Origin of the sequence: Streptomyces sp. GbtcB7 (genome assembly GCF_019091445.1) — a bacterium.
GTDB classification, from domain to species: domain Bacteria; phylum Actinomycetota; class Actinomycetes; order Streptomycetales; family Streptomycetaceae; genus Streptomyces; species Streptomyces mirabilis.
Map to the genome: position 1 here is coordinate 239129 of NZ_JAGXJM010000005.1, position 18286 is coordinate 257414.

General features: G+C 71.9%; 20 protein-coding genes. 10 read left to right on the top strand and 10 right to left on the bottom strand.

The window, feature by feature from the left end; all coding sequences use genetic code 11:
• Window positions 1-4: 4 nt before the first annotated feature.
• Together KVT44_RS11350 and KVT44_RS11355 are read right to left on the bottom strand one after the other, a co-directional pair.
• Window positions 5-1501: a carotenoid oxygenase family protein gene (locus KVT44_RS11350; RefSeq protein WP_217566930.1), complete on the bottom strand. Its 1497-nt coding sequence runs from the start codon at window positions 1499-1501 to the stop codon at window positions 5-7.
• A 68-nt stretch (window positions 1502-1569) separates the two neighbouring features.
• Window positions 1570-2496: a LysR family transcriptional regulator gene (locus KVT44_RS11355; protein WP_217566931.1), complete on the bottom strand. Its 927-nt coding sequence runs from the start codon at window positions 2494-2496 to the stop codon at window positions 1570-1572.
• Window positions 2497-2623: 127 nt separating this feature from the next.
• Here KVT44_RS11355 and mgrA point away from each other — a divergent pair, with 127 nt between their 5' ends.
• Window positions 2624-3616 (top strand): L-glyceraldehyde 3-phosphate reductase, encoded by a 993-nt coding sequence (mgrA, locus tag KVT44_RS11360; protein WP_099924532.1) that lies wholly within the window; start codon window positions 2624-2626, stop codon window positions 3614-3616.
• Between the two features lie 52 nt (window positions 3617-3668).
• On the opposite strand, the gene KVT44_RS11365 is transcribed toward mgrA, so the two are convergent.
• Window positions 3669-4664, bottom strand: coding sequence for an oxidoreductase (locus KVT44_RS11365; RefSeq protein ID WP_217566932.1), 996 nt, complete (start codon window positions 4662-4664; stop codon window positions 3669-3671).
• Window positions 4665-4764: 100 nt separating this feature from the next.
• Between KVT44_RS11365 and KVT44_RS11370 the strand changes: the two genes are divergently transcribed.
• Window positions 4765-5694, top strand: a complete 930-nt coding sequence (locus KVT44_RS11370; protein WP_099924534.1) for an AraC family transcriptional regulator — start codon at window positions 4765-4767, stop codon at window positions 5692-5694.
• Window positions 5695-5849: 155 nt separating this feature from the next.
• Here the strand turns inward: KVT44_RS11370 and KVT44_RS11375 are convergent, their stop codons facing one another.
• Complete coding sequence (locus KVT44_RS11375; protein ID WP_217566933.1) at window positions 5850-6230, bottom strand: nuclear transport factor 2 family protein; 381 nt, start codon at window positions 6228-6230, stop codon at window positions 5850-5852.
• 382 nt (window positions 6231-6612) lie between these two features.
• On the opposite strand from KVT44_RS11375, the gene KVT44_RS11380 reads away from it, so the two are divergent.
• The 4 genes from KVT44_RS11380 to KVT44_RS11395 all read left to right on the top strand — a co-directional run bounded on the left by KVT44_RS11380 (window position 6613) and on the right by KVT44_RS11395 (window position 10493).
• On the top strand, window positions 6613-7023 hold the full coding sequence (locus KVT44_RS11380) for a hypothetical protein (RefSeq protein ID WP_075025886.1): 411 nt from the start codon (window positions 6613-6615) through the stop codon (window positions 7021-7023).
• Between the two features lie 125 nt (window positions 7024-7148).
• A complete protein-coding gene (locus tag KVT44_RS11385) occupies window positions 7149-7481 on the top strand; it encodes a hypothetical protein (protein WP_217566934.1) in 333 nt (110 codons plus the stop codon).
• A gap of 46 nt (window positions 7482-7527) precedes the next feature.
• On the top strand, window positions 7528-9861 hold the full coding sequence (locus tag KVT44_RS11390) for an FHA domain-containing protein (protein ID WP_217566935.1): 2334 nt from the start codon (window positions 7528-7530) through the stop codon (window positions 9859-9861).
• Between the two features lie 5 nt (window positions 9862-9866).
• On the top strand, window positions 9867-10493 hold the full coding sequence (locus tag KVT44_RS11395; protein WP_217566936.1) for a hypothetical protein: 627 nt from the start codon (window positions 9867-9869) through the stop codon (window positions 10491-10493).
• A 39-nt stretch (window positions 10494-10532) separates the two neighbouring features.
• On the opposite strand, the gene KVT44_RS11400 is transcribed toward KVT44_RS11395, so the two are convergent.
• A complete protein-coding gene (locus KVT44_RS11400; RefSeq protein ID WP_217566937.1) occupies window positions 10533-11834 on the bottom strand; it encodes a streptophobe family protein in 1302 nt (433 codons plus the stop codon).
• Window positions 11835-11998: 164 nt separating this feature from the next.
• Between KVT44_RS11400 and KVT44_RS11405 the strand changes: the two genes are divergently transcribed.
• The gene (locus KVT44_RS11405) at window positions 11999-13297 is read left to right on the top strand and encodes a DUF6777 domain-containing protein (protein WP_217566938.1); all 1299 of its coding nucleotides are present in this window, start codon (window positions 11999-12001) and stop codon (window positions 13295-13297) included.
• Window positions 13298-13304: 7 nt separating this feature from the next.
• On the opposite strand, the gene KVT44_RS11410 is transcribed toward KVT44_RS11405, so the two are convergent.
• From KVT44_RS11410 to KVT44_RS11425, 4 genes are all read right to left on the bottom strand, one after another.
• Window positions 13305-13727, bottom strand: a complete 423-nt coding sequence (locus KVT44_RS11410) for a PRC-barrel domain-containing protein (protein ID WP_217566939.1) — start codon at window positions 13725-13727, stop codon at window positions 13305-13307.
• The gene (locus KVT44_RS11415) at window positions 13724-14320 is read right to left on the bottom strand and encodes a PRC-barrel domain-containing protein (RefSeq protein ID WP_217566940.1); all 597 of its coding nucleotides are present in this window, start codon (window positions 14318-14320) and stop codon (window positions 13724-13726) included. The genes KVT44_RS11410 and KVT44_RS11415 overlap by 4 nt, the downstream gene beginning before the upstream one ends.
• Window positions 14320-14463 carry a hypothetical protein gene (locus KVT44_RS11420; RefSeq protein WP_167552135.1) on the bottom strand — a complete coding sequence of 48 codons (144 nt, stop codon included), beginning with the start codon at window positions 14461-14463 and terminating at the stop codon, window positions 14320-14322. Before KVT44_RS11420 ends, KVT44_RS11415 begins: the two co-directional genes overlap by 1 nt.
• Window positions 14464-14589: 126 nt before the next feature.
• Window positions 14590-15762 (bottom strand): PP2C family protein-serine/threonine phosphatase, encoded by a 1173-nt coding sequence (locus KVT44_RS11425; protein WP_308313960.1) that lies wholly within the window; start codon window positions 15760-15762, stop codon window positions 14590-14592.
• A 135-nt stretch (window positions 15763-15897) separates the two neighbouring features.
• On the opposite strand from KVT44_RS11425, the gene KVT44_RS11430 reads away from it, so the two are divergent.
• Together KVT44_RS11430 and KVT44_RS11435 are read left to right on the top strand one after the other, a co-directional pair.
• Window positions 15898-16410 (top strand): MarR family winged helix-turn-helix transcriptional regulator, encoded by a 513-nt coding sequence (locus tag KVT44_RS11430; protein WP_060899071.1) that lies wholly within the window; start codon window positions 15898-15900, stop codon window positions 16408-16410.
• A gap of 274 nt (window positions 16411-16684) precedes the next feature.
• Window positions 16685-17014, top strand: coding sequence for an STAS domain-containing protein (locus KVT44_RS11435; RefSeq protein ID WP_075025895.1), 330 nt, complete (start codon window positions 16685-16687; stop codon window positions 17012-17014).
• 7 nt (window positions 17015-17021) lie between these two features.
• Here the strand turns inward: KVT44_RS11435 and KVT44_RS11440 are convergent, their stop codons facing one another.
• Window positions 17022-17549, bottom strand: coding sequence for a MarR family winged helix-turn-helix transcriptional regulator (locus KVT44_RS11440; protein WP_217566941.1), 528 nt, complete (start codon window positions 17547-17549; stop codon window positions 17022-17024).
• A 232-nt stretch (window positions 17550-17781) separates the two neighbouring features.
• On the opposite strand from KVT44_RS11440, the gene KVT44_RS11445 reads away from it, so the two are divergent.
• Window positions 17782-18234 carry an ATP-binding protein gene (locus tag KVT44_RS11445; protein ID WP_054233827.1) on the top strand — a complete coding sequence of 151 codons (453 nt, stop codon included), beginning with the start codon at window positions 17782-17784 and terminating at the stop codon, window positions 18232-18234.
• Window positions 18235-18286: the final 52 nt, after the last annotated feature.

Genomic DNA, 18286 nt, shown 5'->3' on the forward strand with positions numbered 1-18286 from the left:
TCGCTCACGCGTCCGGAATCCAACTCCCGTGGAAGCCGAGCGGCACCCGCCCCGGGAGATGGATCCGGGCGACCGGCTCGCCCGTGAAGTCCTGGGCGGCCAGGATCACCAGGTCGGCGGCCCCGCGATCGGGATTGTGCACATAGGCGATCGCGTAGCCGTCGTCCTCGGCCCGTGCGCCCTCGGAGGGGACGAAGACGGCTTCCCCCGCGGCGGCGTCCCGCGGCAGCCGGTGGACCTGCGTGGTCCCGCGCAGCAGGTCGTGCTTGATCAGCGCGTTGGCGAAGGCCCGGCCGGGCGGGTTCCCGTCGGGCGTCAGATACGCCAGGGTCATGTCCGCGGCGGCGGCCGTGTAGGCGTAACGGTGCCGCCTGGACACCAACGCCTCGTGGACACGCGGGAACTCCTGGGGACGGTCGTCGAGCGTCCTGGTGCGCACGCGGCCGTGCGCCACGTCGATCGTCCAGCGTTCGAGCGAGGCGGTGCCGGCGCCGTACGGTCCGTCGGAGCCGCGGCCCGCGACGTAGAAGGGCGCCGGGTAGGTCGTCATGTCGACGACCACGGACGAGCCCTCGTCATACGCGTTCAGGGTGTGCGAGTAGTAGACCGGATCCACCTCGAACCAGCGGACCTCGCCCCCCGCGCGGGGCAGCAGACCGACCCGCGTCGGGTGCTTCTCGCTCCAGACGTACGGCACGAGGTCGCCCCGCTCGGCTCCCGCGGGGTCGAAGGTGATGGGCAGATCGAAGATCACGACGTACTTCTCGGTGAGCGCGAAGTCGTGCATCATCGGCGCGTCCGCCACCGGGATCCGCGTGATCCTCGCGACCCGGCCCGTGTGGTCGATCACCTGGTGCCGGACGTGGTCCCAGGTGGGGTAGTAGGCGATCGCGTGCAGTTCTCCGGCCGCCGCGTCGAACTTGGTGTGGGCGGTGAAGGCCCCTTCGAGGGTGCCGCGGAAGTCGTACGTGCCCACCGTGTCGAGCTCGTCGTCGAGTTCGTACGGCAGCGGCCCGCTCTCCTGGAGGGCCAGGATCCGTCCCCTGTACCCGATCACATGGGTGTTGCACGGGAAGTCGTCCGGCGGGACGGGCCCGGGGTACGGCTCGCCGAGCTTCTTCGCCACGGAGGCCGAGCGGACCCAGCGGTTGCGGTACCACTCCGCGCGACCGTCCCGCAGCCGCACGCCGTGCACCATGCCCTCACCGAGCATCCAGTGGTGGGCGCGCGGATCCTCCAGGCCCAGGACGTTGGGGCCGTTGCGCAGGAAGCGGCCGTTCAGCTCGCGCGGGACGCGTCCGGTGACCGGCAGGTCGAACGCCGTCAGCTCCTCGGTGACGGGCTTGAACGCCCCCTCCAGGAAGGGGAACCGATGCCCGCCCTGTGTCGCCGTGCCAGGCACAGCCGCCGCTGCCACCCGGCCCCCCATCGCGCCGACGAGCCCGCCCGCAGCCGCGACCGCCGTGCCGCGCAGGACCGTCCGTCGTGTGTGATCCGCCATCTCCGTACTCCAGCCTCGCAGTCGCCTTCGTGGACGTCCACGAGTCTGCGGCCGGGCAGCGGGCCCGGTCAGGAGTGCTGGAGCCCCTCCGGGGGTGGTGTCAGACCCCCCTCTTGCGGGGTGTCGAGAAGCACCATCAGCGCCCGCGCCGCCGGACTGGTGGCGTCCGGCGGCGGCAGCATGGCGACCGTCTCGTACGAGGCTTCACAGGCGCCCTTGAAAGGGAGGGCGGTGAGATCGCCGGCCTCGCGCTTGTGGCCGAAGTGGCGGGGAACGACGGCGATGCCGAGGCCCTCGTGGACCAGCTCCAGCAGGCTGTGCACGTCGCTGACCTCCAGCGCCACCGTCCGCCGTACGTCCGCCGCCGCGAAGGCCGCGTCCGTGGTGCGGCGCGGACCCCAGTCGGGGTGGAAGTCGACGAAGGCCTCGCCGCCCAGCTCCTGGGGCGTGAGCACGGCGGCGGTCGCGAGGTGGTGCGTGGGATGGCAGAGCACGGTCATCGGCTCGCTGGTCAGCGGGACCGACCGCAGCTGGTCCCCGTCCGCCCGCGTCCTGACGGCGAAGGCCAGGTCGAGACGGCCCGCGGCGACCTCCTCGGCCAGCGCCTCGGAACCCGCCTGCCGCAGCCGGATCTCGACGTCGGGATGGCGCCGCCGGAACGCCGCGAGAAGCTTGGCCACGTCCACGCCCGCGATGCACTGCTCGGTGCCCAGGGAGAGCGTGCCGCGCAGGACGCCCTGTACGGCGGCCACGGCGTCCTGCGCCGAGCGCACCTGGGCGAGGATCCGCTCCGCCTCGCCGAGCAGGGCGCGACCGGCCTCCGTGAGCGTGACCCGTCGGGTGGTGCGCACGAACAGCGGGGCCTGAAGCTCCCGCTCCAGGGCGCGGATGGAGGACGACAGTCCCGACTGCGACACCATCAGCCGTTCCGCCGCCCGGGTGAAGTGCTGGTCCTCGGCGACCGCGACGAAGTGCTGAAGGTGGCGCAGTTCCATGGGGCACAACAGTAGTCGCCGATTGAGAAGCGCCGTCGCTCAGTCCCATCCGATTCTCCCGTTGGACCTCTGCACCGTGCCCGCGCGAGAGTGGAGACCTGTTTTCCCGGCCTACCAGGAGTACGCGTTGTACACCGCACACCCCGACCGTTACGCGGACATGCCCTACCGGCGCACCGGACGCAGCGGACTGAAGCTGCCCGCGCTGTCGCTCGGCCTGTGGCACAACTTCGGCCCCGACCGGCCGGTGGCGACCCAGCGCGCGATCCTGCGCCGCGCCTTCGACCTCGGTGTCACCCACTTCGACCTGGCCAACAACTACGGTCCGCCGCCCGGCGCCGCCGAGTCGGCCCTCGGCGACGCCCTGAAGGCGGACTTCGCGCACCACCGCGACGAACTGGTCATCTCCACCAAGGCCGGATACCTGATGTGGCCCGGCCCCTACGGCGAGTGGGGCTCCCGCAAGTACCTGCTGTCCTCGCTCGACCAGAGCCTGGCCCGGATGGGCCTGGACTACGTGGACATCTTCTACTCGCACCGCCCCGACCCGGAGACTCCCCTGGAGGAGACGATGGGCGCCCTGCACTCGGCGGTCCAGCAGGGCAAGGCGCTCTACGTCGGCATCTCCAACTACTCCGCGGAGCAGACCCGGGAAGCCGCCCGCATCCTGGCCGAGCTCGGCACCCCGCTGCTGATCCACCAGCCGCGCTACTCGATGCTCGACCGCCGCCCCGAGGACGAGGGCCTCCTGGACACGCTGGACGAGCTGCGGGTCGGCTCCATCGCCTACTCCCCGCTGGAGCAGGGCCTGCTCACCAGCCGCTACCTCGACGGCATCCCGGAGGGCTCGCGCGCCGCGAGCGACAGCCCCTTCCTGAGCGCCGACACGGTCACCGAGGACCTGGTACGGCAGCTGCGCGCCCTCGACGAGATCGCCAAGTCCCGCGGCCAGTCCCTGGCGCAGCTGGCGCTCGCCTGGGTGCTGCGCGGCGGCCGGGTGACCTCCGCGCTCATCGGCGCGAGCAGCCCCCAGCAGCTGGAGGACAGCGTCGCGGCCACCCGCGCCCTGGACTTCACCGCGGAGGAGCTGGCGCGGATCGACGCGATCATCAAGGCCTGAGGCTCGCTGATCAGGCCGTAGGAGAAGCCGACCGGGCCGTGCGGCCCGGTCGTCAGGCGGTGAGCCGCTCGCTGAGCTCCCAGAGGCGGTCGACCGCCGTCGGGTCCACGGCGTAGGGCACCACGCCGGCCTTCGCCGACCTGTTCCCGAGGGACCACTCACGGCCCTCCTCCGCGGACATCGGAGGGGCGATGTCGCTGTTCTCGCAGTAGACGCCGCCCCTGCCCTCGAGCAGGGGGCTGGTCGCGCACCACACGCTGGTGGCCGCCCCCTGCTCGACGTTCTTCAGCTGCCGCTCCGGGTCGAGGATCGGCCGGCCGTCCGCGTCGAGGACGCCGACGGCCCTGAGGTCCTCCTCGGCCAGGTACTTCTTCAGACCGGTGTCGACGATGCTTCCCGGGTGCAGGGCGAAGGCCCGGATCCCGTCCGCCTTGCCCCGCTCGTCGAGACCGAGCGCGAAGAGGATGTTCGCCGTCTTCGACTGTCCGTAGGCGACCCAGCGGTCGTACTCGTGGTGCTCGAAGTGCGGGTCGTCGAACAGGACGGGTGAGAACCGGTGGCCCCACGAGGACACCGAGACGACCCGGGCCCCGTGCGCCCGGCGCAGTGCCGGCCACAGGCGGGCGACCAGCTGGAAGTGGCCGAGGTGGTTCGTGGCGAACTGCACCTCGTACCCCCGGGCGTCGCGCGTCAGCGGCGTCGCCATGACGCCCGCGCTGTTGACGAGAATGTGCAGCGGCCGCCCGGAGTCGAGGAAACGCTCGGCGAACGCGTCGATCGAGGCCGGATCCAGCAGATCCATGGTCGCGGTCTCGACGCCGTCGATCCCCTTGAGCGCGGCCCGCGCCCTTTCGGTGTCCCGCGCCGGTACGACGACCTCGGCGCCCGCGGCCCGCAGGACGCGCACGGTCTCCAGGCCGATGCCGGAGTAGCCGCCGGTGACGACGGCGACCTTGCCGGTCAGGTCGATGCCCTTGATGACGTCCTCGGCGCTGGACGCGGCGTCGAATCCGGAGCGGAGGGGCTGCTGCTGTTGCTCGGTGGTCATGGTTCGGCTCTCCTCGTGTGTGCCTTCCCGACCACCGTAGAACCGGGCATCCGTACGATGAATGCTTGATAGTCCGCATTACTTGCGCGATAGTACGGATATGCCTGCGGATCCTCTCTCCGACACCCTCGGCCTCATGGACGCCCGGTGCGTCATCTCCGGCGGTTTCACGGCCGGCGGTGACTGGGCGCTGCGCTTCCCGCCGCCCGGGATGCTCAAGATCACCGCGGTGGTGCAGGGCGGCATGTCGGTGTCCCTGGACGGACTGCCGGAGTTCGCCCGGCTGGGGCCGGGCGACGTGGCCGTGTTCGACGGCAGCCGGGCGTTCGTGGTCGCGAGCGATCCGTCCGTGGAGCCGGCGGACGCCGCGACACTCTTCGCGGACACCTCCGGGTCCATGATTCGTTACGGTGGCGGAGAGGACGCCGTCTTCGTCGGCGGGCACATCGAACTGGGCCGGGCGGGCGAGGAGTTGCTGCTGCACGCCCTGCCGCCGCTGCTGTGTGTCCGGTCCGGCGCCGAGGAGGCGCCGGTCATGCGCTGGCTGCTCGACCAGTTGTTGCGCGAACTGACCGCCGAGCGGGCCGGGGCCGACTTCGCGGCCGACCAGCTCGCCCAGCTCATGTTCGTCCAGGTCCTGCGCGCCTATCTCGCGGACGCCGACGCCCTCCCGGCCGGACGTCTGCGCGCCCTCGCCGACGAGCGCATCGCCCCGGCGCTGAGGCTCATGCACGCCGACCCGGGCCGCCCCTGGCAGCTGGAGGAGCTCGCCAGGGCGGCGGCCATGTCCCGGACCACCTTCGCCGAGCGCTTCCGGGCCGTGGCCGGGGTGCCGCCCCTGACGTATCTGCTGGACTGGCGGATGAGTCTGGCCCGCCGGGCCCTGCGGGACGGCGAGACGTCGGTGTCGGCCCTGGCCCAGCGGGTCGGCTACACGTCCGAGAGCGCGTTCAGCAACGCCTTCAAGCGGACGACGGGTGTAGCGCCGCGGCGCTACCGTGACGTCGCACGGGCGGCGCTCACGGGCTGAGGCGCGCCTCCAGACGGACCGTGACGGTGTCGCCCTCCTCCTTGCCGATGGTGCTCATGTGGTCCTCCGCTTCCGGTGGGTGTCCTGCTCAAGAGACCACCGGAGGCGGGAATCCTCATCGAACTCCGCGCTGACGGACCGGAGGCGCTGGAGCGTCACTGGGTCGGCACGCGGTCCAGGAATCCGTGCACGCTGCGGATCCGGTCCTCGCCGTCCAGGGTGATGACGTCGAATCCCGCGACGGGCGCCGCGCCGTCGGCCTCGTTGACCAGTTCCCAGCCGAAGCGGGCGATGTCGTGGTGTCCGTCGACCGGCCCGGCGGGCCGGAAGGAGAACCCCGGGAACTGCTCGTGCGCCGCCGCGATCACCGCCGCGATCCCGTCGTGCCCGCGGACCTCGGCCAGCGGGTCGGTGTAGCTGCCGTCCGTGCTCCAGGCGGCGGCGACCGCCTTGGCGAGCGCATCCCGGTCAGTGGCGTTCCAGGCCTCGAAGTAGCGGGCGACGGCGTTCTCGTAACGGTCTTCGGTTGCGGACATGGTGGATCAACCTCCGTGCAAAGTAGGGTAGTTGCAGGTCAGTGGGTGGATTCCGGGCGGTGGCTTTCCGCCGGGATCCGATACCGCAACCATGCCCGCCGACGCCCGAGGGCGTCGATTACCTCCCGGGTAAGGGCGGCGAGTCGCGTTTCGGCCAAACCCGGCGGTGAATATGCCAGGAGACTGGCTGGAATGGCATGGTGACAGAGTGTCAGGAGTGGCGATACTCGAGTGACAGGGCGATTCAGCCACGCCCGCGCGCTGCACGACCATGCACGACGCGCGCAGCACCACCGTGCACCACGAACGAGCCGCAGCAGTGAGCGAGCCGCAGGGAAAGCGAGGCCGGGCCGGCGGGGAGCGTTGCAATGGGGGAGCGATCGTGCACGACGAATTCCTGTGCCATGTGACCGCATACGGAATATGCGGAGGTAGACGCATCGGCGTCCCGTTAGGGACCTATCGCGCGCCCACCCTGGCGCTGGCCCTGTGGTGGATGCGGGACCGTGCCTCCTGGATGGCGTCGCGGCTCGATCCGCAACCCGAAGATCCCACCTTCCCGCCGAACTCGATCGCGCCGGTGGCGGACACTGTCCCGGACGTGCCGAGCGTCCTGCGTGCCTGGTGCGGTGACGCCCTCCAACAGGAGCTGGTCGCCGAGGAGCTGGCCGCCGGAAAGCTCGTCCGCATCGCCACCAGCGACGACACCACCGAGTACGAACTGCTCGCCGAATCCGTCGACGCGCTGCGCATGCAGCGGACCGCCGCCGCCCTCGGCAGCTCCGCGGCCTGACGGCCGCCGGGTGGGTCCTGGGGGTCCCGCCGGCCAGCAGCGCCAGGTCGGAGACATCGGAGGCGTCGGAGACGATCGTGTGCCGCCGCGGGGCGTAGGCGCCCTGGTTCACGCCGAGGACGATCATGACGTCCTCGCCGGTCGCCGGGACGGCGGTGATCACCTCCCTCGCGCCGCCGTCGACGTGCGCCCGGACGCGGGCCGCGTCGGTGCAGACGCCGGTGGACTCGACGATCACGTTCACGCCCACCTCGCCCCACGGCAGGGCGGCCCCGACGCGGCCGGGCATCACCCGGCTGGTCACCCGACTCGCGCGGGACTGGCTGGCGCAGCAGCGTCCCGTCCCGAGTGACAGACGTGTCGCCCTCGCTCGGTTGACCCCCGAGCGGCGCCGGGAGAAGGCGGAGGCGCTGCCCGCCCTGACCCGCCTCGCGGAGCTCGCACAGCACCGGCCATGAGCGGCCGACCAGGCGCATATATGACCGAATAGCTAGAATTCTGGGCATGGGAGAGCGGTCGGTCGCGCCGACGGCGCCCGAACTCGTCCTCGAAACGGAGACGGGCTCCACGGTGCTGAGTCCGAGCCGCGACTATCACGTCGGGCGGGACCCGTCGAGCGAGATCGTCATCGACGACGTCCGGGTCTCGTGGCACCACGCGGTCCTGCGGTCCGAGGCGGACCACTGGACGATCCAGGACGAGAACAGCACGAACGGCACGTACGCCGACGGCAGGCGGGTCCACGAATGGGGCGTCGGACCCGGCAGCGTCATCCACTTCGGCAGCCCCTCCGACGGCCCCCGGGCGGTCTTCGCCGGCAAGACCCCGCAGCGGCCCTCGGGCCAATTCCGGCCCTCGGCCAGCGGCACCTTCCAACGGCCGACCACCGTACGACCGCTGCCCACCCGCACCGTCCGCATCGGCCGCGGCGCCGACAACGACCTGGTCATCGACGACCTGGTCGTCTCCCGGCGGCACGCCGAACTGCTGGCCCACCCGGACAGGACGTACGAGATCCTCGACCTCGGCAGCCACAACGGCACGTTCCTCAACGGGCAGCCCGTCACCCGCGCCGCGATCACCCCCGGTGACATCGTCGGCATCGGCCACTCCGCGTTCCGCCTCGTCGGAGACGAGTTGCAGGAGTACGTCGACACCGGCGAGGTCTCCCTCGATGTCCAGGAACTGACCGTCGCCGTCGACCGCGGCCGCAAGATCCTCCTCGACCAGGTGTCCTTTCCCGTCGGCGAGAAGTGCCTGCTGGCCGTCGTGGGCCCCAGCGGCGCCGGGAAGTCCACGCTCCTCAACGCCCTCACCGGGCAGCGCCCCGCCGACCGCGGAGCGGTCCTGTACGACGGCCGCGACCTCTACGGCGACTACGCCGAGCTGCGCCAGCGCATCGGCCTCGTGCCGCAGGACGACATCCTGCACGCCCAGTTGACGGTGCGGCGCGCCCTCGCGTACGCCGCCGAGCTGCGCTTCCCGCAGGACACCGCGAAGGCGGAGCGCCAGGCGCGGGTCGACGAGGTCATCCAGGAGCTGGGCCTGGAGCAGCGCGCCGGCCTGCCCATCCACAGTCTGTCCGGCGGTCAGCGCAAGCGGGTCAGTGTGGCCCTGGAGCTGCTGACCAAGCCCTCGCTGCTGTTCCTGGACGAACCCACCTCCGGTCTCGACCCCGGCATGGACCGCTCGGTGATGCACATGCTGCGCGGCCTCGCGGACGACGGCCGTACGGTCATCGTGGTCACCCACAGCGTGCTCAGCCTCGACGTCTGCGACCGGCTCCTGGTGCTCGCTCCCGGCGGCAAGGTCGCCTACTTCGGACCGCCCGAAGACGCGCTCGCCTACTTCGGCTACGAGCAGTGGCCCGAGGCCTTCGAGGCCTTCGAGCGGGACCAGGACCGGGACTGGGCGGGGGAGTACCGGAGCTCGCCGCTCCAGGGCCGGTACATCGACAGCTCCGGCCCACAGCCTCATCTGCTCCGGGCGGGCCCGGCCGCCCCCGTCGGACCGCCGCCCAAGGCCCAGAGCTGGGGCGCGCAACTCGGCACCCTGGTGCGCCGGTACGCGGCCGTGCTCAGCGCCGACCGGACCTTCCTCGCCGTCATGATCGCGCTGCCGTGCATCATGGGCGTGATGGCCCGAGCCGTCGCGGGCAGCAAACTGACGCTGGAGACGTCGATGAACGCGCTGCTCACCCTGTGCATAGGCGGAGTCCTGGCGGGCGCGGCCAACGCCGTACGCGAAGTGGTGAAGGAACGGGTCATCTACCAGCGGGAGCGCGCGGTCGGCCTGTCCCGGTCGGCGTACCTGATGTCGAAGATCGTGGTCCTCGGCACCATCACCGTTCTCCAGGCCGTCGTCCTGACCCTCGTCGCGCTGTTCGGCGTCGACCTCAACGCGCCCCGCGGCCAGGGTGTCCTCATGTCGCCGCTTCTCGAGATCACGCTGGCCGTGGCCCTGCTGGCCTTCAGCGCGATGTTGCTCGGCCTCCTGGTCTCCGCCATGGTGACCAAGGAGGAGGTCACCATGCCGCTGCTGGTGCTGATCGCCGTCGTCCAGGTGGTCTTCAGCGGCGCGCTGCTCAAACTGCACGGGGTGCCCGGCATGGAACAACTGGCCTGGCTCGTCCCCGCCCGCTGGGCCCTGGGCGCGATGTCGGGGACCATCGCCCTGGGCCGGATCGTCCCGGGGTCGGTCACCTCCGATCCGCTGTTCCGGCACGAGCCCAGCGTGTGGCTGGTCAACATGAGCATGCTGGTCGTGCTGTCGATCGTCTTCGGGTGCGTGGTGGCCCGGCTGCTGCGGCGGCACGAACCCGAGGTCATGCGGAAGTAGGTGCGATGACGACTCCCGACCCGGCGACGACCGACGAGTTCCGCCCGACGCACGTCGTTCCGCCGGACGGCCTGCCCGCCTGGGAGGCGCCGGACCCCTCCCGGCCCACCGTGCCGCTCGACGCGCTGCTCCCGGTGCAGCTCGTCGAGCGGCTCGGTGACTGGGGCCGGGTCGTCTGCGCCAACGGCTGGTCGGCCTGGGTCGACGGCCGGCTGCTGGTCGCCGTACCGCAGCCGCCGCCCGCGGAGGGCGACCCGCTCACCCGAACGGCCGACCCGCGCCCGCTCCTCGCCCGCGTCGAGCAGGCCCTCACCCGCTATCGGAGCGCGGCCGAGGACCTCGCGGCCGGGCGGCTGGACGGGGCGTCCTTCCGCGGCCTCACGCGCGGGCAGCGGATCGGGGTGGTCGTCGACGGCGAGTCCCTCTGGCTGTACGACGCCGAGCACGAGCGCTGGGTGTACACCGACGGGACGCGGCTGAGCACGTACGCGGTCGCGGACGAACCGGCGGCGCCCCCGGAGCGGAACGGGAGTGTTCCGGGCCGGGCACGCACAGGTGTCGTACGGGCACCCGGCGACCATGAACCGACCCGTCTGGTCCCGGGGGTGACGGACGAGCCGGGTGACCGCTGACGGCGCGGGAGACAACCGCCCTGGCCGCCGGTGTCCTTCCTAGCCGACCGTGTCCTGCACGACCTCGCCCTTTCGGCGGACTCCCCTCGCCAGCAGGGCGCCGAGGAACCCGGTCACCAGGCCCCACACGACGGCGAGTCCGAGCGCGCTCCAGAGTCTCGGCTTGAGCAAGAGCTCGCCCGCGAGGCCGCCGCCGGCGTCACCGATGCCGATGAGCGACAGGCCGTAGTGCGCCGAGATCCTGCCGACCAGGCAGATCATGAGAACCGTGAGCGCCAGCGCGAGGGCCATGCGGACGGCGTGCTGCCAGGCCCGCATCCGGGCCGGTGAGCGGGCGGCCATCAGGAACGCGGCGCCCAGGAGCAGCAGTGCGTCGACGACCGGCAGCCACCACACCCTGCCGTCGTAGTCGCCCAGGGTGCGCAGGTTGACCGTGGAGACGTCCGGGGTGCGCAGCACCTGGTCGAGGACGTGCGGCATGGGCAGCCCGAACGGCCCGTCCACCCGCCCCCTCCAAGTGGCGCCCAGCCCGATCGTGAAGGCGAGCCAGGCGAGGTTGGGCAGCCCGAGGAAGATCACCGCGAAGGTCTCGGGGACGTGTCCGCGCGTCGCGGCCACCACCAGCGCGACGACCGCTCCCGCCGCGACGCAGGCGAGGAGCAGGACGACCATGGCGTACGCGGCCGGGCGCACCGACTCCTGGAAGCGCAGCAGCCGGGCCGGGAGCGGGGCTCCGCGCGACACCAGCAGGGCGAGGACGAGGACACCCGCGAGCCACAGCACCCCGTAGAGCAGCGTCACCGGCACGGCTGTCTTGAAGCCCACCTCGGGCGAGACCCCGATGAGGTCGCCGATGTCGCTGATCGTCCCGGTGCCGAGGGAGATCTTGAAGTTCTGATGGGAGTAGAGCGCGAGTCCGAGGAGGGCCAGCAGCCACAGGACCGCGATCCTGGCGGCCCAGCCGGCCAACTCGGCGGCACCCGCGACGGCCCGGTGCCGCAGCGGCCGCAGGAACCCGGCGGCGATCACCAGGGCCCCCGCGAGCGTGATCGACAGAGGGATCACCGTCAGTCCCGCCCGGGTGTCGGCGATCACGCCCGCGTCACCCGCCAGCTCGATGGTGCCGCCGACCGCGGTCACGACGGAGGCCGCGACGACCCGTGGGTAGGCGTGCTCGGGCAGGCCCGTCGCACCGGCCCCCCACAGCCCGAGGGCGGCGACCGCGAGCATGACGATCGCCCCGGCCACCACCGCCAGCAGGGCCTGGACCCAGCCGTGACGGGCGGCCGTCCGCTCGCCTGGAGCGGCGATGACCTGGTCGGACGGTGTCTGCGGGCTCACGCTGCCACGCTAAGCAGCACCAGGGCCCACCGCTCGCCGGGAGGGCCGACCGCGTCGGCTTGCGGGGGACACCCGACCGGAGCACACAATGGGCTCGTTGTGGAATGAAACGGCATAAAAGGCGCGAAAATGCCGCGAGATCCCTACGCTCGGAAGAAGAGCCAGTGAGCGTCGACCCGCCGTCCTCCGACCGGCCCACCGGACCTCCTGCGGGACCGCTGTCGGGCTCCCCCCGGCCGGGTGCCTCGGACGATGCTCCGACCCACGGGATCGGCCGCCCGCTCGCGCCACCGCCGACCGGTCCGCCGACTGGCCCCCCGACTGGTCCGCCGACCGGTCCGCCGAGTGGTCCGCCGAGTGGTCCGCCGACCGGTCCGCCGAGTGGTCCGCCGGGCGGCGGCGGTTCCGGAGGTCGCGGTCCCGGCGGCCGGCCCGGTCCCGGCGGCGGCCCGGACCACCCCTGGTGGAAGTCGGCGCCGCGGATGGCGCTGATCACCGGGGTCGTGGTGGCCGGGGTGGTGCTCGGTGTCGTCCTCACCCGCTCGGGCGGCACGTCCGGCACGGCGTCGGGCGGTGAGTTGTTCCTGCAGGCCGCGAACAAACCGGGTCCCGACCCGTTCACGGAGTCGACGGCGAAGGAAAGCTCCACCACGCCGGTGACCCCGGCGGCGAACGCGCCGGAGTCCGCCAATGTGACGCGCGGTGTGTCGGGTTCCACGCCCGGGCTCTACGGCGGCACCCGCAACACCGCGAGTTGCGATGTGGAGAAACAGGTCAAGGCGCTCCGGGCGGAGCCGGCGAAGAACAAGGCGTTCGCCTCCGTGGAGGGCGTCCAGCCCCCCGCGGTCCCCGCCTACCTGCGCTCGCTCACCCCCGTACAGCTGCGGATGGACACCCGCGTCACCAACCACGGCTACCGGGGCGGCGCGGCCACCAACTACCAGGCGGTGCTCCAGACGGGCACGGCGGTCCTTGTCGACGGCCAGGGGGTGCCGCGCGTGCGCTGTGCCTGCGGGAACCCGTTGACACCGGCGGTCGCGCAGCAGACCGTGCCCAGGCGGACGGGTGACACCTGGGCCTCGTACCGGTCGCAGAACGTGGTGGTCGTCCTGCCCGCCACGGCCACCATCGACGTCTTCGTCATCTACGACCCCCACCTCGACGAATGGGTCGGCCGTCACCAGGGCGACTCCGACGGCCGCCGGGACGAGAAGACGTACCCCCCGGCGAAGCCGTCCCCCGCGGTGAGCGTGTCGTCGGCGTCACCGAAGTCTCTGGCATCGAAGTCTCCGTCCCCTTCGTCCCCGTTGTCGTCCGATGCGTTGTCGTCCGATGTGTCGTCGCCGCCCACCTCTTCGTCATCGGATCCGGAGTACCCCTCCTCCTCCGAACCTGCCACGACGGCGGACACCTCGTCGTCCTACGACGCCCCGGAGTCGGCCCTGACGTCTCCTGGGTACTGAGGCGACCTCAGCCGGTCCGTACGACCAGGGCGTAGTCCCCGAGCCCGATCAGTCGGTCGCCCGGGATGTCGCCCAGGGCCGTGCACATCTTCTCGACGCGGCCGGTGACCGGGTCGAAGGCGATGTCCCGCACGGTGCCGCGCTCGTCCCCGTCCTCGGTCAGGACCCGGACGCCCAGGATGTCCACGGGCGCCGGGGGAGGGGCGGTGTCCAGGGCGGCGCCCGACCGGACGAGGACGGCGTCCGGGCCGATCACGTGCAAGGCGCTCCAGTCGATCGCGATCTCCTTGCGACCCCGGGCCGGCGACAGCCGCACCTGGCCGACCAGCCCCGATACGACATCGATCGTGAGTGACCTGACGACGCCGAGCTCGTTCGCCTCGCCGAGCGTGACGACCGGCAGGCCGCGGATCTTGGAGAACAGCGTCACGGTGTGGGTTCCGTCCGGTCGGCGGTGTCCCGGAGCCGGAACGCCTCGACCTGGGCGGCGAAACCGGCCAGGTCGTCCGCGACGAAGCGGGTCGCGTCCGCGGGGATGACAAGAGCCTGTCCCGACACGGCGAGCGTCTCGCCCCGGGGGACGTACACCTTGCGGCGGCGGCGCTTCGAACCGGACTCCAGGGCCTGACGGGCGGCGATCCGGAACCCCACCACGCGCCCGCTGATACCGGCCTCGACGACGAGGTCAAGCACGGTCCCCACCTCCGTGCCCCCGTCCGTGAGCACCCTGGCGCCCAGCACCCGGCCGTGCGCCGCCTCGCCCCGGGCGATCACCGCGGCCGGTTCGGCGAGGACCCCCCGGCCGAGGATCATGACGGCGTCGCGGCCTAGCGAGTGGACCGCGCTCCACGGCAGGCTCTGCTTCAGCGGGCCCGCGAGCAGCCCCCGGCCGTTGAGCGTGAAGCCGGTGACACGTCCCGCGGGCCCGTCGAAGACGGTGTCCTTGACCCGCGCCACCGCCTCACCGCCGAGCGTGACCACCGGTCGTCCACCGAGGTCGCGGGCGGACATCAACTCGCTCATCACACCTCCCGCTTCCCGAACCGGTGCCCGCGCCGCACGGCGATGACGGTCCCCGACCGTCTGCTCGTCTGCACCCAGACCGCCGCCGCGCTCAGCAGCACCAGGGCCGCGACCACGACGACCAGCCACATCCACCAGTCCACCGTCCACCTCCGGGCCTTCGGGCCCCGGCCGCCGTCGGCCGGATTCCGCCCGGTCCGGGTGCCCCGAGCGGACGGGGGAATGCGCGGTGGCCCTCGCCATTTCGGCGGCCGAACCCGGGCGCGACGTCAGCCGGACGGCGTGCCGACCGGTCTGCCGGACCAGTCGAGACACACGATCAGCGCGTCGTCCAGGGGCTCGGTGACGCGGTAGCGGGCCAGCTCGTCGAGGACGGCGCGCGGTACGTCGGCCGCGGGCAGCAGGGCGGTGGCGGACACGGCACGGGCCAGCGCCCGCTCCCCGAAGACCTCGCCCAGCGGGGACAGTGCGTCGTACACACCGTCGCTCACCACCAGGAGCCGGTCACCGGGCAGGACGCCGAACTCCTGCGCCACGTAGTCGGACTCCTCGAACATGCCGAGCGGCAGCTGTGCCTCCAGCTCGATCCGCTCCACGGCCGTGCCCCGGCGGCGCCACATCCGGGGCGAGCCCGCGTCCACCGCGAGCGCGCTGCCGGTGGCGAGGTCGAAGGAGAGCAGCAGCGCCGACACGTGCTGGTCGCCGTGGTGCTGGGCGTAGAGGGCCTGGTCGGCGAGTCTCGCCTGGTCGGCGACCGGGAGCCCGGCGCGGCGGGCGTTGCGCAGGGCGCCGACGGCCAGGTGGGTCAGCAAGGACGCGTGAATGCCGTCCCCCATCCCGTTGATGATCGACAGGGTGAGCCGGTGCGCGTCCGAGGACCAGTCGAAGTTGTCCCCGCGCACCGCGTACGCGGGCTCCAGCTGGGCGCCGACGGCGAACTCCTCGCGGGCACAGGCCCGGCCCGGGAGCAGCTCCCACTGCATTTCGGCGGCCAGCGTCAGCCGGCCGACCCGCCGGGCCTGCCGGTAGACGTCCGTGTCCCGTTCGGCCACGACGATCGCGTGGCCCAGCAGATCGGCGACCTGCACCAGTTCGTCGGTCACCGCGGGGTCCACGGGCCCCGGGGGCAGCAGGACGGTGAGGATGCCCAGCCGTTCGCCCCGGGCGGTGACCGGCAGATGCAGACGCGTCCGTTCGGTGTTGCGGGGGTGTTCCTCGTGCGGCTCCTGACTGCCGAAGGCCCGGCTCTCGGGGGTGTTGTGCAGGGACACGGCACGCGCGGGGTCGCCGGGCTCCTCGACCGGCTGGAGCACGGTCATCCCGTAGTCCGCCAGCAGCAGGTCGGCGTCGATCGCCCCCCAGACATCCGTCAGGAGGGGGCGCAGGGTGTCGAGCAGCGCGTGCGGCGGGGCCGCGCGCAGGGCTCTGTCGACGTCGTTCACAGAGGTCACGGTCGTGATGACTTTCTCGTGCGGTGGTCGTGCGAGTGGGTCTGCGCGGTCGCAGGGGTCTGTTTCGAGGGCTCCGGTGGACCGGCGCGGCTGGCAATGGCCTTCAGTTGATGACAAGGTGGATCGGTGCCTCGCTCGATCCGTCCACCCGTCTCCCGAGACGAAGCCGCGCACACGCTCGACGCCGTCTCGGAGCTCCTCGAACTCCTGTGGGGTCGAGGGCAGGAGTCCGCGCCGTCCGGACCGGTGCCGCCCTCTCAGCTACGGGCCCTGATCGTGATCGAGCAGGGCGGGTCCATGAATCTTCGCTCGCTCGGTGACGCCCTGGCCTCGCGTCCCTCCTCGGTCAGCCGTCTGTGTGACCGGATGGAGGCAGTCGGCCTGATCCGCAGAGTGCCGAGCTCGACGAGCCGGCGCGAGGTCGAGGTCGGCCTCAGCCCGCTCGGCGAGCAGGTGCTGAGCGAACTCCGGGAGCACCGTGCGCGCGAGGTGCGGGCCGTGCTGGAGCAGATGTCCTCGGCGGACGTCGCCCGGCTCACCGAAGGCCTCGAAGCGTTCCGGGCGACCGCGCTGGACCAGCTCGAAGAGCGCTCCGGCGGGTCCGGCCGGGCGCCCGGGCGTGCGACCGGTACCGGTTAGCTCCATCTGCGTCCCTTCGGTGCGACCCGTCACTGCGACCCCATCACTGCGACAACCGGCCCACGGGTCGCCGGACTTGGGATCGCAGGGGCACCAGATTGTTGCCTGACGGCAATTGTTGTCAAATGACAACGATCGGCTACGGTAGGGCCTGACACCGCTCCATCGCGGCGTTGTGGCGCGCCGTCCCCATGTGGCTACCCCACTCTCCGCGGATTCGACAACATTTCGAGGGATCGCTGTGCATTCAGGCCGGAGTCCAGGTCAGGCGGCCATGTCGCTGTCCACGCGCGAGGCCGGTCGGTCGACCGTGATCGCGGTCCGCGGCGAGGTGGATCTCGACAACGCGGGCGAGCTCGACGAAGCCCTCGCGGCGGCGGGCCGGGCCTGCCCGGGCGCGGTGGTCCTCGATCTGGCCGCGGTGACCTTCCTGGACTCGACCACGATCAACGTCGTCCTGCGAGCCCACGGGGTGCTCGGCCCGCGGCTCCGGCTGGCCGCCCTCTCCCCGTTCGTGGAGCGGGTGCTGGGTATCACCGGCGTCTCGGACGTGCTTCCGGTCTTCCCCGGCGTGGGGGAGGCACTGGAGGCCGATGCGGTCTGAGAGCGTGTCAGACGGACCGGCCGGGTGGCCCGGGTGTCTCCGTGTGCTCCGGATGCCCGTGGGCCAGGGACGGGCCGAGCGAGCGCAGCGCGGCCAGCAGTCCGCTCAGATCGGACTCCGGCATCCGCAGCAGGGCGTCCTTGATCCAGGCGGTGCGCTGATCCCGCACCCGGTCGAGGGCCGACCGGCCGCGGCCGGTCAGACTCAGTCCGATGCCCCTGCGGTCCTCGGTGCGCGGCGAGCGGGCCAGCAGTCCGGCCTCTTCGAGCGTGTCGCACACCCGGCTCGCCCGGGAGCGGCTGATCTGCGCCCGCTCGGCCAGTGCCGCGAGCGTCAGACCCGGATCCGTGCCCACCAGGATCAGGGCGCGCAGCAGCGGCGGCGACAGTCTGCCGTCGACCGCGACCGCGGTTCGGGCCGACACGGAGACCAGGATCTCCGCCGCGACCGCGAGCCGGTCGGCGGCCTGGAGCAGGGCGTCGTCCCCTTCCCGGGGCGGTGTCTCGTCCCGTACTTCGGGGTCCTGTCCGTCCATCCGTCCGCGCCCCTTGCTCGCTCCGAGAACTCGGTGACCGGTCATGCCTCGCCTGGTGGCCCTGCCCGGCCGCGTCGGGATGACACCGTTCCCTTGTGGGAATCGTGTGCGGAAGCCACCGGGACGGGGGAACATCGGGGTGACTGTGGAGGACTTCACGGGGTACGAGCCCCTGTGCAGCAGTGTCCGGACGCGCAATGTCCCGACATACCGGCATCCGAGAGAGAACCACATGATCGAGCGCTTGGACGGAGCGGTGATACCGACTGGCTTCGACGTGCCCGTGGAACCGCTTCGGCGGGCGGCGCACTACACCGGCGAGCCGGGGTGCATCGCCGAAGCGCGCCACTTCGCCGAGCTGTTCCTCGAACAGCTCCGTTCGGAGTGGTGTGCCGAGATCGGCGCACAGGCCACCGGCGACCTCCTGCTGGTCGTCAGCGAGCTGGTCACCAACGCGGACCGGCACAGCCATGGGCCGTACATCCTGGAACTGGAGGGAACCGACACCTCCGTGACCGTCATCGTGTACGACAGCAGCGCCGCCCTGCCCCGGCGCTATCCACGGGATCCCGAACGCGTGGGGCGGCACGGCCTGGAGATCGTGCACGCGCTCGCGACGGAGGTGACCGTCGGGCGGGTACCGGTCGGAAAGTGCGTCAAGGCGCGGCTCGCCCTTCGCCGTTGACCCGGAGCGACGTATCAGTAGGCTCACAGCGGACCATGGTCGGCGTGGGTCA

What these genes read in the sequence shown, in the direction of transcription:
- KVT44_RS11375 (WP_217566933.1), bottom strand. Translation starts at nt 6,230, where the DNA reads ATGTCCGCAACCGAAGACCGTTACGAGAACGCCGTCGCCCGCTACTTC.
- KVT44_RS11445 (WP_054233827.1), top strand. Translation starts at nt 17,782, where the DNA reads ATGATCGAGCGCTTGGACGGAGCGGTGATACCGACTGGCTTCGACGTG.
- KVT44_RS11390 (WP_217566935.1), top strand. Translation starts at nt 7,528, where the DNA reads ATGGGAGAGCGGTCGGTCGCGCCGACGGCGCCCGAACTCGTCCTCGAA.
- KVT44_RS11435 (WP_075025895.1), top strand. Translation starts at nt 16,685, where the DNA reads ATGTCGCTGTCCACGCGCGAGGCCGGTCGGTCGACCGTGATCGCGGTC.
- KVT44_RS11370 (WP_099924534.1), top strand. Translation starts at nt 4,765, where the DNA reads ATGCCTGCGGATCCTCTCTCCGACACCCTCGGCCTCATGGACGCCCGG.
- KVT44_RS11395 (WP_217566936.1), top strand. Translation starts at nt 9,867, where the DNA reads ATGACGACTCCCGACCCGGCGACGACCGACGAGTTCCGCCCGACGCAC.
- KVT44_RS11415 (WP_217566940.1), bottom strand. Translation starts at nt 14,320, where the DNA reads ATGAGCGAGTTGATGTCCGCCCGCGACCTCGGTGGACGACCGGTGGTC.
- KVT44_RS11440 (WP_217566941.1), bottom strand. Translation starts at nt 17,549, where the DNA reads ATGGACGGACAGGACCCCGAAGTACGGGACGAGACACCGCCCCGGGAA.
- KVT44_RS11350 (WP_217566930.1), bottom strand. Translation starts at nt 1,501, where the DNA reads ATGGCGGATCACACACGACGGACGGTCCTGCGCGGCACGGCGGTCGCG.
- KVT44_RS11385 (WP_217566934.1), top strand. Translation starts at nt 7,149, where the DNA reads ATGACGTCCTCGCCGGTCGCCGGGACGGCGGTGATCACCTCCCTCGCG.
- KVT44_RS11365 (WP_217566932.1), bottom strand. Translation starts at nt 4,664, where the DNA reads ATGACCACCGAGCAACAGCAGCAGCCCCTCCGCTCCGGATTCGACGCC.
- KVT44_RS11355 (WP_217566931.1), bottom strand. Translation starts at nt 2,496, where the DNA reads ATGGAACTGCGCCACCTTCAGCACTTCGTCGCGGTCGCCGAGGACCAG.